This window comes from Pedobacter chinensis (assembly GCF_003339865.1).
Classification (GTDB): domain Bacteria; phylum Bacteroidota; class Bacteroidia; order Sphingobacteriales; family Sphingobacteriaceae; genus Pedobacter; species Pedobacter chinensis.
Genome location: NZ_QPKV01000003.1, coordinates 646,139 through 661,024, shown reverse-complemented (window position 1 = coordinate 661,024; position 14,886 = coordinate 646,139). Strand labels below are relative to the sequence as shown.

Annotated in this window: 14 protein-coding genes and 1 tRNA gene; 9 read left to right on the top strand and 6 right to left on the bottom strand. The window is 36.1% G+C overall.

The window, feature by feature from the left end; translation table 11 throughout:
- The first annotated feature begins 115 nt into the window (after positions 1–115).
- Positions 116–826: a hypothetical protein gene (locus tag DU508_RS08180; RefSeq protein WP_115402330.1), complete on the top strand. Its 711-nt coding sequence runs from the start codon at positions 116–118 to the stop codon at positions 824–826.
- A 195-nt stretch (positions 827–1,021) separates the two neighbouring features.
- Here the strand turns inward: DU508_RS08180 and rnc are convergent, their stop codons facing one another.
- From rnc to DU508_RS08165, 3 genes are all read right to left on the bottom strand, one after another.
- Positions 1,022–1,750, bottom strand: coding sequence for a ribonuclease III (gene rnc, locus DU508_RS08175; protein ID WP_115402329.1), 729 nt, complete (start codon positions 1,748–1,750; stop codon positions 1,022–1,024).
- A gap of 96 nt (positions 1,751–1,846) precedes the next feature.
- The gene (gene fabF, locus DU508_RS08170; RefSeq protein ID WP_115402328.1) at positions 1,847–3,100 is read right to left on the bottom strand and encodes a beta-ketoacyl-ACP synthase II; all 1,254 of its coding nucleotides are present in this window, start codon (positions 3,098–3,100) and stop codon (positions 1,847–1,849) included.
- Between the two features lie 21 nt (positions 3,101–3,121).
- Complete coding sequence (locus DU508_RS08165) at positions 3,122–3,358, bottom strand: acyl carrier protein (RefSeq protein ID WP_008508386.1); 237 nt, start codon at positions 3,356–3,358, stop codon at positions 3,122–3,124.
- Between the two features lie 158 nt (positions 3,359–3,516).
- Here DU508_RS08165 and DU508_RS08160 point away from each other — a divergent pair, with 158 nt between their 5' ends.
- The 4 genes from DU508_RS08160 (at position 3,517) to DU508_RS08145 (ending at position 6,997) form a co-directional block, all read left to right on the top strand.
- Entirely contained in the window at positions 3,517–3,936 is a 420-nt protein-coding gene (locus DU508_RS08160) for an IPExxxVDY family protein (RefSeq protein WP_115402327.1), read from the top strand.
- 151 nt (positions 3,937–4,087) lie between these two features.
- Positions 4,088–5,518, top strand: coding sequence for a pyruvate kinase (gene pyk, locus DU508_RS08155; RefSeq protein ID WP_115402326.1), 1,431 nt, complete (start codon positions 4,088–4,090; stop codon positions 5,516–5,518).
- Between the two features lie 87 nt (positions 5,519–5,605).
- Positions 5,606–5,690: transfer RNA gene (locus DU508_RS08150), tRNA-Ser, on the top strand.
- A 407-nt stretch (positions 5,691–6,097) separates the two neighbouring features.
- Complete coding sequence (locus DU508_RS08145) at positions 6,098–6,997, top strand: hypothetical protein (RefSeq protein WP_115402325.1); 900 nt, start codon at positions 6,098–6,100, stop codon at positions 6,995–6,997.
- Positions 6,998–7,641: 644 nt separating this feature from the next.
- Here DU508_RS08145 and DU508_RS23795 read toward each other — a convergent pair.
- The gene (locus DU508_RS23795; RefSeq protein ID WP_158542139.1) at positions 7,642–7,785 is read right to left on the bottom strand and encodes a hypothetical protein; all 144 of its coding nucleotides are present in this window, start codon (positions 7,783–7,785) and stop codon (positions 7,642–7,644) included.
- A 604-nt stretch (positions 7,786–8,389) separates the two neighbouring features.
- Here DU508_RS23795 and DU508_RS08135 point away from each other — a divergent pair.
- Entirely contained in the window at positions 8,390–10,528 is a 2,139-nt protein-coding gene (locus tag DU508_RS08135; protein ID WP_115402323.1) for a S9 family peptidase, read from the top strand.
- A gap of 212 nt (positions 10,529–10,740) precedes the next feature.
- Positions 10,741–11,418 (top strand): Rossmann-fold NAD(P)-binding domain-containing protein, encoded by a 678-nt coding sequence (locus DU508_RS08130; protein ID WP_115402322.1) that lies wholly within the window; start codon positions 10,741–10,743, stop codon positions 11,416–11,418.
- A 102-nt stretch (positions 11,419–11,520) separates the two neighbouring features.
- Here the strand turns inward: DU508_RS08130 and DU508_RS08125 are convergent, their stop codons facing one another.
- Positions 11,521–11,700 (bottom strand): hypothetical protein, encoded by a 180-nt coding sequence (locus DU508_RS08125; RefSeq protein WP_010601402.1) that lies wholly within the window; start codon positions 11,698–11,700, stop codon positions 11,521–11,523.
- A gap of 360 nt (positions 11,701–12,060) precedes the next feature.
- On the opposite strand from DU508_RS08125, the gene DU508_RS08120 reads away from it, so the two are divergent.
- The gene (locus tag DU508_RS08120) at positions 12,061–13,680 is read left to right on the top strand and encodes a glycoside hydrolase family 3 protein (RefSeq protein WP_233509421.1); all 1,620 of its coding nucleotides are present in this window, start codon (positions 12,061–12,063) and stop codon (positions 13,678–13,680) included.
- A gap of 244 nt (positions 13,681–13,924) precedes the next feature.
- On the top strand, positions 13,925–14,137 hold the full coding sequence (locus tag DU508_RS08115) for a hypothetical protein (protein ID WP_115402320.1): 213 nt from the start codon (positions 13,925–13,927) through the stop codon (positions 14,135–14,137).
- A gap of 100 nt (positions 14,138–14,237) precedes the next feature.
- Here DU508_RS08115 and DU508_RS08110 read toward each other — a convergent pair whose 3' ends face one another.
- On the bottom strand, positions 14,238–14,765 hold the full coding sequence (locus DU508_RS08110) for a thioredoxin family protein (protein WP_115402727.1): 528 nt from the start codon (positions 14,763–14,765) through the stop codon (positions 14,238–14,240).
- Between the last annotated feature and the right edge of the window lie 121 nt (positions 14,766–14,886).

Sequence of the window (14,886 nt, the reverse complement as noted above, 5' to 3'; positions counted from 1 at the left end):
TAAGATATGAAAGCATTTTTTTTGCTTTTTTCTATGGCATGAACATTGGAGTAATTATGCACATTACCATACCAGTCAGGAAAAAATACTCTGATATCCGAAAAATATATAACTGATGAAATTTTCAAAATTCGCGACAATACAAATCATTTTAATCTTAATCAGCTTTGGTTTGAAGGCGCAAGACTTCATCGTTAAAGGAGTCGTTTTTGAAAAAGGTTCGAACATTCGGGTAGCTTTGGCAGAAATAACCAATCAACGTACAAAAATTGGTGTGGGAAGTAATGATCTTGGCTTTTTTCAGTTGAAAGCCCGGGTGGGTGACACGCTTTTAATTACTAAAAGAAGTTTAACCGATCAAAGAATAGTAATTCATGGCACACAGGATATCCTGATTTATCTGATTAGAGAAAGTACCATGCTTAATGAGGTAACTATTATAGGCAATACCAAAAAACAGGATCTTGAAGATCTTAAAAGAGATTTTAAAAACAAAGGTGTTTATAACGGAGGTAAATCGTCATTTTTATCAGCCATATTTCAGCCTTTAAACGGCCTTTATAATCTGATTGGCAAAGAACCCCGAAATGCAAGGAGATTTGGCAGATATGCAGATAATGAACTGCAACAATCACAAATTGATGTTTATTTTAATCAGACCATTATAAAAAACAATTCAGAGTTAAGAGGCGATACCTTAGAGAAATACATGCTTAACTGTCGCCCCGAATTTGATAAGGCCCAGTATTGGAACAGTTACGATTACATTAAATACATTAAAGAATCTTCAAAGAAATTTACCGATACGCTGGGGAAGGGGAAGTAGTTCTGAGTCTTTAGTCCGAAGTCGGAAGTCTTTAGTCAGTTTGAGTTATGAGTTTTAGGCGTCAATTCATACCTGTCCAATAAACAATTAGCTTATTGTTTGGAGTTTAGCAGAAAGTTTTAGCGTACTGCACAATTAACCGATTAACCAGTTTATAGAGTTAATCCAATAAACAAATGACTTTGAACCAATGACTTATATACTCAATGCTTCGCAGGCTTTCTCTGCAGCTAATTTTTCCGCATTTTTCTTATTATAATCTCTCCCCGTGCCATATTTTTCGCCTTCAACGATTGCACTAATGGTAAACAATTTAGCACTTTCTCCTTCCCCATTCTCCGCCAACTCAAATGTTACATCTTTACCGTGACGCTGACACCACTCAATCAGTTTACTTTTGAAATTGGTTTCGGTAAGCTCTAAGGTATGGATATCTATATGGGGTTTAACAATTCTGCGAAGCAAAAACTCTTTAGTAAAATTATAACCCTTATCCATATAAATCGCACCAATAATGGCTTCGAAAGCATCTCCAAGCATTGAATTGTGTTTGGTTTGAATGCTTACAGATCGTTGATCAAACTGAATTAATTTATCGAAACCGATCTTTTTTGCCAATTGATTTAGATTTGCCCGATTCACAATTTTGGAGCGCATCTCGGTAAGAAAACCTTCCTCTTTGTAAGGGTAATGTTTAAAGAGTAATTCAGCAATTACAGAACCCAAAACAGCATCGCCCAGAAATTCTAAACGTTCGTTACTGCTTCTACTACCATTTTTTAGAATTTTTGCCACAGAACGATGCCTGAACGCCATTTTATATAGCGTAACATTGCCTGGAACAAAGCCTAAAATATTTTTCAGCTTTTTTACAAACTCCTTTTCAGGAGAGAGGTAAAGTTTATATAATTTTAATATCGGCATTAAATAAATAACACAATTAGCGGCTAACTAGCATATTTAACTAAGTTATCTATTTTTAATTAGCATACAAAATTATATAGCAAGGCTGAGTAAGAATTAATCTTCGTATTTCTTGAAAATCACAGAAGCGTTATGACCACCAAAACCAAAAGTATTACTTAAAGCTGCTCTTACTGTACGTTTCTGAGCTTTATTGAAAGTAAAATTTAATTTAGGATCGAAAGCAGGATCATCTGTAAAGTGATTAATTGTAGGTGGTACAATATCATTTTGAACAGAAAGAATTGCGGCAATCGCTTCAACAGCACCTGCTGCACCTAAAAGATGTCCCGTCATTGATTTTGTAGAACTGATGTTTAAACGGTAGGCATCTTCTCCGAAAAGATCAGCAATGGCCTTGGTTTCACTAATATCGCCAAGTGGGGTAGAAGTTCCATGAACATTGATATAATCAATATCAGCAGTGGTTAAACCCGCATCTCTTAAGGCATTTGTCATTACCATTCTGGCGCCTAAACCTTCGGGGTGTGGAGCTGTGATGTGATTAGCATCGGCACTCATACCGCCGCCAACAAGTTCTGCATAAATTTTTGCACCTCTTGCTTTTGCGTGTTCAAGTTCTTCCAGAATAATAGTACCTGCGCCTTCACCAGCAACAAATCCATCACGATCTTTATCAAAAGGACGGGAAGCTGTTGTTGGATCATCATTACGTGTAGATAATGCATGCATGGCATTGAAACCACCCATTCCCGCTTCGTTTATAATCGCTTCAGAACCACCACTGATGATCACATCAGCCATGCCCAAACGGATATAGTTAAAAGCATCAATCATTGCATTGGTAGAAGAAGCACATGCCGAAACAGTAGCAAAATTCGGCCCACGTAAGCCGTATTTGATTGAGATATGCCCTGGAGCAATATCGATAATCATTTTAGGAATAAAAAACGGATTGTATCTGGGCGTGCCATCTCCCTTGGCAAAATTAGAAATTTCATCCAAAAAGGTTTTCAATCCACCTATGCCTGCGCCCCAAATTACGCCAATACGGTTGGTATCTAGTTTTGTAAAATCAAATCCACCATCCTTAACGGCCTCATCTGTGGCTACTAAAGCATATTGTACAAACGGATCTAGCTTGCGGGCTTCCTTTTTTTCCAGAAAATCTTCCGGATTAAAGTTTTTTACCTCACAGGCGAATTTAGTTTTAAACTTTTCAGTATTAAAACCATTAATAGGAGCAGCGCCACTCACCCCGTTAGTCAATCCTTCCCAAAAATCAGGGACATTATTGCCTATAGGAGTGAGCGCACCCAACCCTGTTACTACTACTCTTTTTAATTCCATTTATACTGAAAAAGCGTAACTCTATTTAACGTTTTTTTCCAAATAAGCAATCGCTTGACCAACTGTACCGATGGTTTCAGCCTGATCGTCAGGAATAGCTACATTGAATTCTTTTTCAAATTCCATAATCAATTCTACGGTATCTAAAGAATCTGCACCTAAATCGTTGGTGAATGAAGCCTCTGGCGTAACTTCGCTTTCGTCAACACCTAGTTTTTCTACGATAATAGCCTTAACTCTTGAAGCAATATCAGACATAATTTTATAATTTAATGGTTAAATAATTCTGTGCAAAGAAAAATAAATTCTTACAATTTTCAAATGTTTTTATTTCGACACCTATTTTTGGCATCTAAATAACACAGCGAATATAGAATTAGTTTTTTAATTTCGTTCTGTAAATAATTTATTTCGCTTTGAATAGAACATACTTAAAATTAACCTTAGACCTTGATTTTATACTAATTGCGATCACAGCACCATTAAAAGACTATGTTCTTTGCCACAAAATTAATACGCGTTTAAACACGCAATTTGAGAAAATTGATGATCATGAAATATTTTTTAACATTGATGAGCCCGCCTGGTGTTTTTCTAAATATTATTTTTTTGTAGAGCAGGGCGAGGTAGAATATTACCTGATCAGCAATAGAAGCAGTGATGGATTGCTTATTCCAGAGATGGGAAATGTTGATTTTTTTATTATAATTAAAGAATTTATTGATAAGGAGGATCTTAATTATTTAATAAACGGATTAAACAAACTACCTGATATTCAGGTAGCTGCAAAAATAGACCCAACCAAACTTAAGAGTAAGGAGAATTTGGTAATATAAAAATTATATACTTGGTGTATTAAATACACTATATTTGAGGGTTATAAAACAACGAACAAAAACAAAATATATAAAATTTAATGCAGTTTAATTATTTTAGATAATTAATTAGTGCTTTCTGAAACTGCATTGCTAAAATCAAATTAATTAAATGAAACCTTTTCATTCCAGAACTAAAATTGTTGCCACGCTTGGGCCTGCATCAGCAAAACCAGATGTATTATATAGTATGTTTAACGCAGGTTTAGATGTTTGCCGTCTGAATTTTTCGCATGGTTCTCAAGCAGATCATCAAGCCGTTTTAGATACCATCCGCGATTTAAATAAAAAATACGATTATAATGTTGGTATTCTTGCCGATTTACAAGGTCCGAAAATCCGTATCGGTTTGGTAAAAGAAGGTGGGATTAATTTAGTGAACGGTAATACAACAACCATTACAACACAGGAATGTATTGGCAATGAGGAGCGGATCTACATCACTTATCAAAACTTCCCTCAGGATGTTCAGGCTGGCGAGATCATCCTTTTAGATGATGGGAAACTTCAGATGAAAGTTTTATCTACCAACCTTAAAGATGAGGTACTTTGTGAAGTTGTTCACGGCGGTATTTTAACTTCAAGAAAAGGTGTGAACCTTCCAAATACGAAAGTTTCTATTCCATCTTTAACACCTGAAGATCGCGAAAACCTGGAATTTGTTCTTGAAAATGATGTAGAATGGATTGGTTTATCTTTCGTGCGCAAGGCCGAAGATATTATCGAACTTAAAAAAATAATTGCTGAACGCGGTAAAACTGCCCGTGTAATTGCAAAAATTGAGAAACCTGAAGCCATCGCAAACATCGATGAAATTATTGCTGCCACTGATGGTATTATGGTTGCCCGTGGTGATTTAGGAGTGGAATGCCCAATGGAAGAAGTTCCATTGTTACAAAAAATGATTGTTGCTAAATGCAGAGCGGCTTCAAAGCCTGTAATTGTAGCCACTCAAATGTTAGAAAGCATGATCACTACCCCTCGCCCGACCCGTGCAGAGGTAAATGACGTGGCTAACTCCGTTTTGGATGGTGCTGATGCAGTAATGTTAAGTGGCGAAACTTCAGTTGGAGAGTTTCCACTGATCGTTATCGAAACGATGCAAAAAATTATTCAAAATATTGAGCAGAATAACTACCCTTTTAATCCTGATAAGTTCTTAAAACCAAAGTCGCAATCTTTTTTAAGTGATGCCATTTGCGATTCGGCTTGTTTTTTAGCGAAACAAACCAATGCTGTTGGTATTGTATCAATGACATTGAGCGGTTACACTGCATTTGAAATCTCCAGCCACAGGCCAGAAGCTTTAACTTTCATTTTTACCAGCAACAGATCATTATTAAATGCTGTAAGCTTACTTTGGGGTGTTAGAGGATTTTATTATGATAAATGGGAGAGCACTGATAACTCTATTATCGAAGTTAATGAATTCTTAAAAAGCAAAAAACTGGTTGAATCAGGTGATATTATTATTAACACAGCTGCCATTCCTATCGAAGCAAAAGGTAAAACCAATATGTTAAAAATTACTGTGATAGATTAATTTTAACTAATAAGATATTAATTGCTCCCAATTTTGCGCGGGAGCATTTTTTTTATCAATAAAAAATTTACTTTTGCAATCCAGTCCGGAGAGGTGTCAGAGTGGTCGATCGAGCACGCTTGGAAAGCGTGTGTACTGCAAGGTACCGCGGGTTCGAATCCCGCCCTCTCCGCTAAAATAGTCTTAAAGCCTTTCGAAAGCCAGCAAATCGTATGATAGCGGGCTTTTTGCGAATACAACAGAAACTGGAACTTCTTGTAGGTACTGAGTATACCTATTATATTTCAGCAAAATGGCCACTCCGTTTCAGGCCAAACTGGCCAGTAATTCAGTTGCCGGATTTTGTCTATTAATGTTCAAGTTTATGAAAAAGCACCTTCATTTAATCTGTAAATATTGTTCGTGTAAAATTTATCAAGTGGTCATGTAATAGAACAAATGTTTTGTGTAAAATTTCCGGCTAGCTATCCTTACCTTTAAGTAAAAAGTTACTTTTGCATTATTAAGATATAAGGTTAAGCGGTTTCACTAATGCCTGATTTTTTACTGAATTTCAATAATTAAATCTAAATTCAAAAAATGAGAATTATCAACACTCTCTTAAACCCTGTGAAAAAGTTTTTCAAGGGAATGTTTGCAATGTCTATGCTTTATGCGATTGCATTCTTATGTGTATTTGCCTTTGATTCATGTAAAAAAACCGACCATGTTAAAGATGATCACGGCGTAGCTAGAAACAGATTTTTAGCCGCCTTAGATATCCAAAAACAAAAAGTTGGAAGTACAGCCTTTGGAGCCTATAATTTAAAGGAGCGTATAAAATTAGCTGCTACGAGTGGCAAATTAATGGTAACTAACCCAGACGACCCAAATCCCTATGAACCCGTATATGTTAACTTTCCTCCAGGGACTAGTCCGGAAAGTATTTATCCTATACATTCGGTAAATAATATTCAGCAGCTTCATGAACTATTATATTCTACTGATGGGACATTGCAATACGAACCGACTAATACAAACTCTAACAATAGTCTAATTATCAATGTACAGGCTATCAATGATGCAATAGATCCAGTAATTTTAGAAGCAAAACAGTACTTATATGCTAAGGGCTTCACTCCAGGAGATATTACCGATATGATAGCGGAACATAATGGAACCCAACAAGACTTAGTTCCATTTGTAATTGGTTTGACATATGCCGAGTCTCAAGCGCCTCAAGAGATTACACGAAACTATAATCCATTTATCAACACCGCTAATGCAAAGCTTAATGCAAACGATTATATTAATTGTGCTATGGTAGCACTAGGTGCTGATATCATCTATGCGCTTAGTCAATCAACCCTATCGACATGGTCTATTCCACTGATGAAAAAGGCTTTTGGCACAGTTGCGAAGAAAGTTTTAGGTCCAATTGGCGTAGCAATTACTGTTGTAAGCTTTGGAGTGTGTCTGTATGCTGCTGATAATCATTAAGAATAATATGTACATGATGTATTTATTTTTCGCGTTAATTATAATCCTGTTTTTTCCGAAAAAGATTTTCGATATTTTAAGATCTTATCGGAGAAATAATTTTGATAAGGTAAAAGGAGATTCTCTTTCTCTATTACTTATGACAATTGTTGCAGCGATAGTATACATAGCAATTTATAACCTTGATAAGAATATCTAAATTAACATCGGCATTTGATTAATCCGATAGGTTTCCTAGCTAAAGGGTCAATTTTCAAAATTACCTCAAACAAATAGGTTGATCATTAAAAGAATGGTCAACCTATTTATGTTTACCAGAGCTAATATGTAATTTATAAGCTGATACATTGGGTATATCAATAAGGGTTGATGATGCCAACTAGTTAAAATAACATTCGTTTTAATGAGCATGGACTATATCTGCCACGATTGTTGCCATCTGTAATCGCCAAAATAGCTAGATAGGAGAAAAAACCGCCTTACTTAGTGCCGGTTATAATATAATAAATATAAAGAAACGATTATTTATCCAGTTCCTATTGCGCTAAATTGCAAACTTTAGAAGTGCAAAGAAACTGTCTCACAAAACGAACGCATTTGTGAGCGTATTCAGAGCTAAGTAGACAATCTAGTGAAGATTACCCTCATCGATCTTCAGATATTGATCTGACAGCTATTTCTGTCATTTCATATAAAAAATCTAACACTAGCTTGGTTTGTTCTTCATTAAGTATAATTCCATCGTCTTTAAGTAGCTTTTGAGCCTGTTTTATAGTGACTTTTTCCATTATGCTTTTTTAAAGGGTAAATGAAGTGAAAAACATTTATATGCTACTATGCTTATACCCCTTTAAGACTGTCAGAAAAGGTTAAAAGGATATGAGGCGTTCGACTGTGATATCTCCCTCTCTGCTGTAAGATTCTATTAGAAGTCCGAAAGCCTTGCCATTAAATTAGGGCCCTGAAAAACTACCTACTAAAAAATGGCTTATGAATTTTTGTCTTCATAAGCCATTTTCCTTTTAATATTTGAAACTTTCTAAAGCTATCTGCTCAAATAATCGATTCTCAAAGGGTCAAATCTCCATTTTTTAATCGTTTTTTATTCGATTAGTTTTGGTAAGGACTTTTTTCAGTTCCCTCTTAAATTTGCAAGGCTTTTGTGTTTAACAACTTATCTTACGCTACCAAAGTGAATGAAAAACATATCAGTTTTCAATGGCTAAATGCAGACAAAGCATCGGGTAAATAGAACAGATGAAGATATAGAAATATCATAAATTGTATTTAAAGAAGCAAGATCTGGTAAATTTTCATTGTATTATTATTGATAAATTAATTTGAACTGCCAAAACAGTATTATTTTTATCGCAAAGATTAACTAACAGATTTATGAATAAATTTTGGTTTACTGTAACGGCATGTGCTTTCGTTGTTACAGCAAATGCTCAGCAAAAAGCATTAACCGCTCAGGATTACGAAAGAGCGGAAAGCTTTATGGGCTATAACACTGCAAAATATATCGATAACGCAGGCGTATCGCCGAATTGGCTTCCAGGCGATAAATTTTGGTACACGGCTAGAAATGCAGCTGGTACTCAAACTTTTTTGGTCGATCCTGAAAAGAAAACGAAAACCCTAACTACTGAATATGGTAGCACAGTCTCTCCCCCGCCAGCAAGAAGGAGAGGCGGAGGAAATGAAGTCATTTCACCTGATGGTAAAAAGGCAATCTTAATAAAGGATTATAATCTTTACGTTAAAGATATTGCATCCGGGCAACTTACCCAGCTAACAACCGATGGAATTAAAGATTATGGCTACGCAACGGATAATGCAGGTTGGAGACATAGCGATGCACCAATTTTGCGTTGGTCACCCGATTCTAAAAAAATTGCAACCTTTCAACAAGATCAAAGGAATTCGAAAGATATGTATTTGGCTACCACCAATGTTGGCGCACCGAAACTAGAAGCATGGAAATATCCTTTACCTGGAGATAAAGAAATTGCAACCATCAGACGGGTAATCATTGATGTAGAAAACCCTAAAGTAATCTCTTTAAATATCGCTCCCGATCCACATCGGGGCACTTTAAGTGATGATATTTCCAGCAGCGGAACTTTTGATGATATCGATTGGAAAGCAGATGGCTCAGAAGTTGCCTTTGTATCTACTTCCCGCGATCATAAAAATGAAAAATTCCGCATTGCCAATGCAAGCACCGGAGCAGTACGTGAAGTTTTTGAAGAAACTGTAAAAACTCAGTACGAATCAGGTCAGGGGATGATCAACTGGAGATATTTACCATCAACCAAGGAAATTATCTGGTACTCGGAAAGAGACAATTGGGGGCATCTTTACCTTTATGATGCAACAACAGGAAAAGTAAAAAATCAAATCACAAAGGGAGATTGGGTGGTTACGCGTCTGCTTAAAGTTGATGAGAAAACACGCACACTTTATTTCATGGCTAACGGCAAAGAAAAAGGGAATCCATATTTTGGGCATTTTTATAAAATAGGATTTGATGGCAAAAACTTAACCTTATTAACGCCTGAAGAAGGAAATCATATGGTTACACTTTCTCCTTCAGAGAAATATTTCATAGATAACTATTCGCAACCTAATGTTCCATCTGTTGTTGTGCTTAGAGATTTAAATGGGAAATTAATCAAGGAGTTAGAAAAAACTGACGTTTCGAGATTGATTGCAACGGGCTGGAAAGCGCCAGCACCAGTTTCAGTAAAGGCACATGATGGAACAACTGATATTTATGGTCTGGTATTTACACCAACAAAAATGGACGCTGGTAAAAAGTATCCTGTAATAGATTATATTTATCCTGGTCCACAGGGCGGAAGTGTTGGCAGCTGGTTTTTTTCAGCATCGCGTGGCGACCACCAGGCTTTAGCCGAATTGGGTTTTATCGTTGTCGTAATTGAAGGGACGAGCAACCCTGGCCGCTCCAAAAGTTTTCATGATATGAGCTATGGAAACATGGCTGAAAATACTTTGCCAGATCAAATTACTGCCATAAAACAACTTTCAGCAAAATATCCTATTGATACAACCAGGGTTGGAATTTGGGGACACTCAGGCGGTGGTTTTGCAACTGCAACAGCTATGTTCCGTTACCCCGATTTCTTTAAAGTTGGCATTTCTGAATCAGGAAATCATGATAACAGGAATTACGAGGATGACTGGGGTGAACGCTACAATGGATTAGCAGAAAATTCTGATTATGAAGCGCAGGCAAATCAAAATCATGCCCAGAATTTAAAAGGAAAATTGATGCTTGTTCATGGAATGATGGATGATAACGTTCCTCCTTATAACACATTATTAGTTGTTGAGGCACTTCAAAAAGCAAACAAATCTTTTGATTTGGTATTATTTCCAAATAGCGCACATGGTTATGGCGCCTATTCTCCTTATATGATGAGGAGGAGGTGGGATTATTTTGTTCAGCATCTTTTAGGTGCAGAACCACCAAAAGATTATAAAATGACTGGAACAACAATCAGATAATTCTAAATTAAAACATTAAGGGTTTCGATAAATATCGGAACCCTTTTTTGTTGCGAACCTAAATTTTAAGCTCATTCTGATCAAAATTTCAAATGAAAAAAGTAATCATAAAGCCAGATAAACGATGAAATACTGATATAAAAAAGTTGTAGCTGATTATCAAGCCAAACAAAGATTAACTTTAAAAGTTAATCAATATAAAAATCATTTCCATGAGAAAAACAAGAGCTATTAATAATGTAATCATTACCGGAAGTACGGGAATGGTTGGAGAAGGGGTTTTAATTCAATGCTTAAACAGCCCTGAAGTAGACTCCGTTTTAGTAATTAACAGGAAACCTTGTGGTTATATCCATGCAAAACTGAAAGAAATCATTCATCAGGATTTTTTCAATTTCTCTCCTCTTGAAGATCAGTTAAAAGGCTATAATGCCTGCTTTTTTTGTCTTGGCATATCATCTATAGGGGTAGATGATGATACTTATTACAAAATGACATATACATTAACGATGCATATTGCTGAGACATTGAGCAAATTAAATCATGATATGACTTTTTGTTATGTTTCTGGCAGCGGCACTAATGAAAATGGCAGAATGAAATGGGCAAGGGTAAAAGGTAAAACAGAGAAAGATTTAATGAAATTACCTTTTGAACAGGTTTACAATTTTCGCCCGGGATTTATTAAACCAGTAGCACCACAAAAATATGTTCATAAATTTTACAGCTACATCAATTGGGTCTTCCCTATTGGAAGAGCAATTTATCCAGATGGTTTTTGCACCATGGCTGAGCTTGGCAACGCCATGATAAACACTTTAAGCCACAATAACGAGCGGCGAATTTTAGAAGGAAAAGATATCATTAAGCTGGCGAAAGAACCATCGTAATGTTAGATGGTAAACACATTGAATGAAGGGCAGATTTCGTCATATTGAGCTTGCCGAAAAGCTATCAATGGTTTTCGACAAGCTCTTGAATGACAGAAATAATTATTTTTTATTATCGTATTTACGCTGATTATCCTTATTCGATGTTTGATCAGAGCGTTGCCCGCCACCGTTTGTTATACCTTGAATTTTCTTATCAACTTTAACATCGTGATTTGCTCTGTCAGCTATCGAACTTCCTTGTGTTGTAGGATTGTTTTTGGGTGTATTTACATTTTTCATAACGATAAATTTTAGTTAAACATATTGGCAGAGCGCTATTGTATTAACCCCCGATACTTGATTATGTTTTATTTTTTTGATATTGGAATGCATTTTCAGGGCTTGCAGAGGGTAACAAAAAAATCCTGATCCTATAGAGAAAAAATGTTTCAATCTTCTGCATCATAGCAAAAGAATCTTTACACACAACTTATTGTATTAAATCAATTACTTGGAGTGGTTTTTGTTTAATTCGATTATTACTTATTAATTTAGCCCAATCAGAACAACAAAACTTACGTGAAAAAAAACTTATTCCTCCTTATTATTTTCTGCGTTTCAGCATTTTCAGTAAACGCACAAAAACAAACTTATTTAGAAATGTTAGCTAATCAGCCCAAATGGGTTGATTCCGTTTTTAAAAAATTGAACCGCAGAGAGCGGATTGCGCAAATGTTTTTTGTTAGAGCACATACCAATCTGGGCAAAAAATATTCTGATTCAGTTGGTGTGGTCATTAGAAAAGAACAACTTGGCGGTGTCATTTTCTTTCAGGGCGGCCCTGGCAGACAGGCTGCTGTAACCAATGCTTACCAGAAGGTAAGCAGAGTACCTTTGATTGTAGCCAATGATGGCGAATGGGGCTTAGGAATGCGTTTGGATAGTACCATTTCCTATCCATATCAAATGACTTTGGGCGCTATCCAAAATAAAGATTTGCTATATAGAATGGGGATAGAAGTTGCTAAAGATTTTAAACGTTTAGGCATGCAAATGAATTTAGCTCCCGATGCAGATATTAATAACAATCCAAAAAATCCTGTTATCAATTACCGTTCTTTTGGTGAGAACAAATATAACGTAGCAAACAAAACTGCTGCTTATATGAAGGGAATGCAGGATGGCGGTTTATTGACCACATTGAAGCATTTTCCTGGCCATGGCGATACTGATGTAGATTCACATTACGATCTACCCCAACTTAATTTTAGTGCCGGCAGACTAGATAGTCTGGAGATGTATCCATTTAAAGAGCTGATCAAGCAGGGCGCATCTGGTGTGATGATTGCACACATGAATATTCCTTCACTGGATAATACACCTAATTTACCTTCTACCCTATCAAAGCCGATTGTTACAGGCATTTTGAAACAACAATTAGGTTTTAAAGGTCTGGTTATTTCTGATGCAATGGACATGAAAGGTGTGGTAAAATATTTTAAAGATGGCGAAGCCGATTTACTGGGCATCATTGCAGGAAACGATATTTTAGAACTATCCGAAAACAGCGATAGAGCGGTAAGGTTGGTTAGAAGAGCTGTTCGTCAGGGAAGAATTGATATGAAATCCATTGATGAAAGTGTGCGTAAGATATTAACTGCAAAGTATTGGGCGGGTTTAAACAATCGGGATACAATCGCCACCCAAGGTATTATTGCTGATGTTAATCGTAAAGAGAGCAATGCTTTGGTGCAGGAACTGGCAAATGCATCTGTAACTATGTTAAGAGGAAAAGAATACATCAAAAATATGATTCCGATTAGAAGAACGGCAATTATCAGCATTGGCGTTCCATCGGTAACAAGATTCCAGAAAGAAATCTCCAAAGGTTTTTACAACTCTGTTTACTACGTTTTAGACAAAGATGCCAATGCCACTCAAATCTCGAATGTGGCCCGTGAAATCGGGGCATTTGACCAGGTCATTGTAGGCATTCACGATAGCCGCTCCAGACCAGCGAATAACATTCCTTTAAATGCAGGTGTTAAAAATTTCATTAAAGAACTTTCAGGCAAAAATGCTGTTTTCGCATTGTTTGCAAACCCTTATAACCTTGCAGGTTTACCAGGATTAGAGAACAGCAGGGGTTTGGTTGTAGCTTACCAGAAAGAAGATTATATGCAAATTTCTGCAGCAGCAGTAATCAACAACAGATTAGTACCAACTGGAAAATTACCTGTTAGCATTTTACCGAACTATAAGTTTGGCGATGGGTTGTAGGTAATTATCCCCATAAAGACATTAAGAAAACGCTGGATGGTTTCATCAGCGTTTTTTGTATACACACACTACTCCCATCATGATATTGAATTACTTTTACAAGGAGCGTTGTATTTCTTAAAGATCTTGTGGATGAACTATGCGCAAAAAAGATGCTGAAATGAATTCAGTATGACGAACACTAATAAAAAACTCAAAACAATTCTACTATCAAAATCATTATCTATTTATAAATTTTAATGTTATGATAGACCCAGAAGACAAAGATTACTCAAGTGATCCAAACGATGCCTTACGAAGAGAGGATGATACAGAAAACTTAAATGAATTAGATGGCGATGGTACCAGCATTGAACATGATAAAGATTTGCTGGAACAAGCCGACGAAGCCTCAAGACCGTCATATGAGTTAAATTTAGACGATATTGAGGATGATGAAGACGATTTGGATGATTAAAAATTAGCCGCAGATTCACAGATTTTAAATAGCTGAAAATTTGCGGCTTTATTTATTGAAGACTGATTTATCCCCAACCTTATACTTTTAACCCCTTACATTATTTTGCTTTATAAGTATCAGGGTTTACTGCAGCAACAGTCCATCCCTTTAAAAATGAAATGGTTTTCTTCACATCATGACCAACTTTTTTCTTGCCATCGGTACCAACTTCGTCAGTTTCCAGATAGGCCGAATTCTCAATATGAAGTACTTTTCCCTTTCCATCCAAAACCACGAAAACAGGATAGCCAAAACGATTAGGAAAACCTAAATATTTCATGGCTTCATCATTGTGGTGATCTTTATCCCAGTTTACCAAAACATATTCATAATTATCATTAATGGCTTGCTTTAAAACCGGAGTTGAATCAACCAGGTTGTGAAATGCAATACACCAGGTGCACCAATTGCCACCAACTTGTACCAACACATGTTTGTTTGCTTTGGCTGCTTTTTCTGTAGCCGCTTTCAAATCTGCCATTGCATTTGCCTCAGGATTATAGATATGAACCCCTTCTTTTTTTGTCTGGCTAAATGAAGCCGTCGAAATGAATATTGCAGTTAATAATATTAATATTTTTTTCATCCGTATAAATTTGTTTTTAATTGTGATGAAGCTATCAGATTTATTCATACCACTGTGTGGTTTGAAAAATCATGATGGTTTCATCCGTATAAATTATTAATGTTTTGTTTATTGTTTCATT

Excerpts from the sequence above, each read along its gene's own strand:
- DU508_RS23795 (WP_158542139.1), bottom strand. The coding sequence starts at position 7,785 with ATGGAAAAAGTCACTATAAAACAGGCTCAAAAGCTACTTAAAGACGAT.
- DU508_RS08110 (WP_115402727.1), bottom strand. The coding sequence starts at position 14,765 with ATGAAAAAAATATTAATATTATTAACTGCAATATTCATTTCGACGGCT.
- DU508_RS08180 (WP_115402330.1), top strand. The coding sequence starts at position 116 with ATGAAATTTTCAAAATTCGCGACAATACAAATCATTTTAATCTTAATC.
- fabF (WP_115402328.1), bottom strand. The coding sequence starts at position 3,100 with ATGGAATTAAAAAGAGTAGTAGTAACAGGGTTGGGTGCGCTCACTCCT.
- DU508_RS08165 (WP_008508386.1), bottom strand. The coding sequence starts at position 3,358 with ATGTCTGATATTGCTTCAAGAGTTAAGGCTATTATCGTAGAAAAACTA.
- DU508_RS08115 (WP_115402320.1), top strand. The coding sequence starts at position 13,925 with ATGATAGACCCAGAAGACAAAGATTACTCAAGTGATCCAAACGATGCC.
- DU508_RS08120 (WP_233509421.1), top strand. The coding sequence starts at position 12,061 with ATGTTAGCTAATCAGCCCAAATGGGTTGATTCCGTTTTTAAAAAATTG.
- DU508_RS08125 (WP_010601402.1), bottom strand. The coding sequence starts at position 11,700 with ATGAAAAATGTAAATACACCCAAAAACAATCCTACAACACAAGGAAGT.
- DU508_RS08130 (WP_115402322.1), top strand. The coding sequence starts at position 10,741 with ATGAGAAAAACAAGAGCTATTAATAATGTAATCATTACCGGAAGTACG.
- DU508_RS08145 (WP_115402325.1), top strand. The coding sequence starts at position 6,098 with ATGAGAATTATCAACACTCTCTTAAACCCTGTGAAAAAGTTTTTCAAG.
- pyk (WP_115402326.1), top strand. The coding sequence starts at position 4,088 with ATGAAACCTTTTCATTCCAGAACTAAAATTGTTGCCACGCTTGGGCCT.
- rnc (WP_115402329.1), bottom strand. The coding sequence starts at position 1,750 with ATGCCGATATTAAAATTATATAAACTTTACCTCTCTCCTGAAAAGGAG.
- DU508_RS08135 (WP_115402323.1), top strand. The coding sequence starts at position 8,390 with ATGAATAAATTTTGGTTTACTGTAACGGCATGTGCTTTCGTTGTTACA.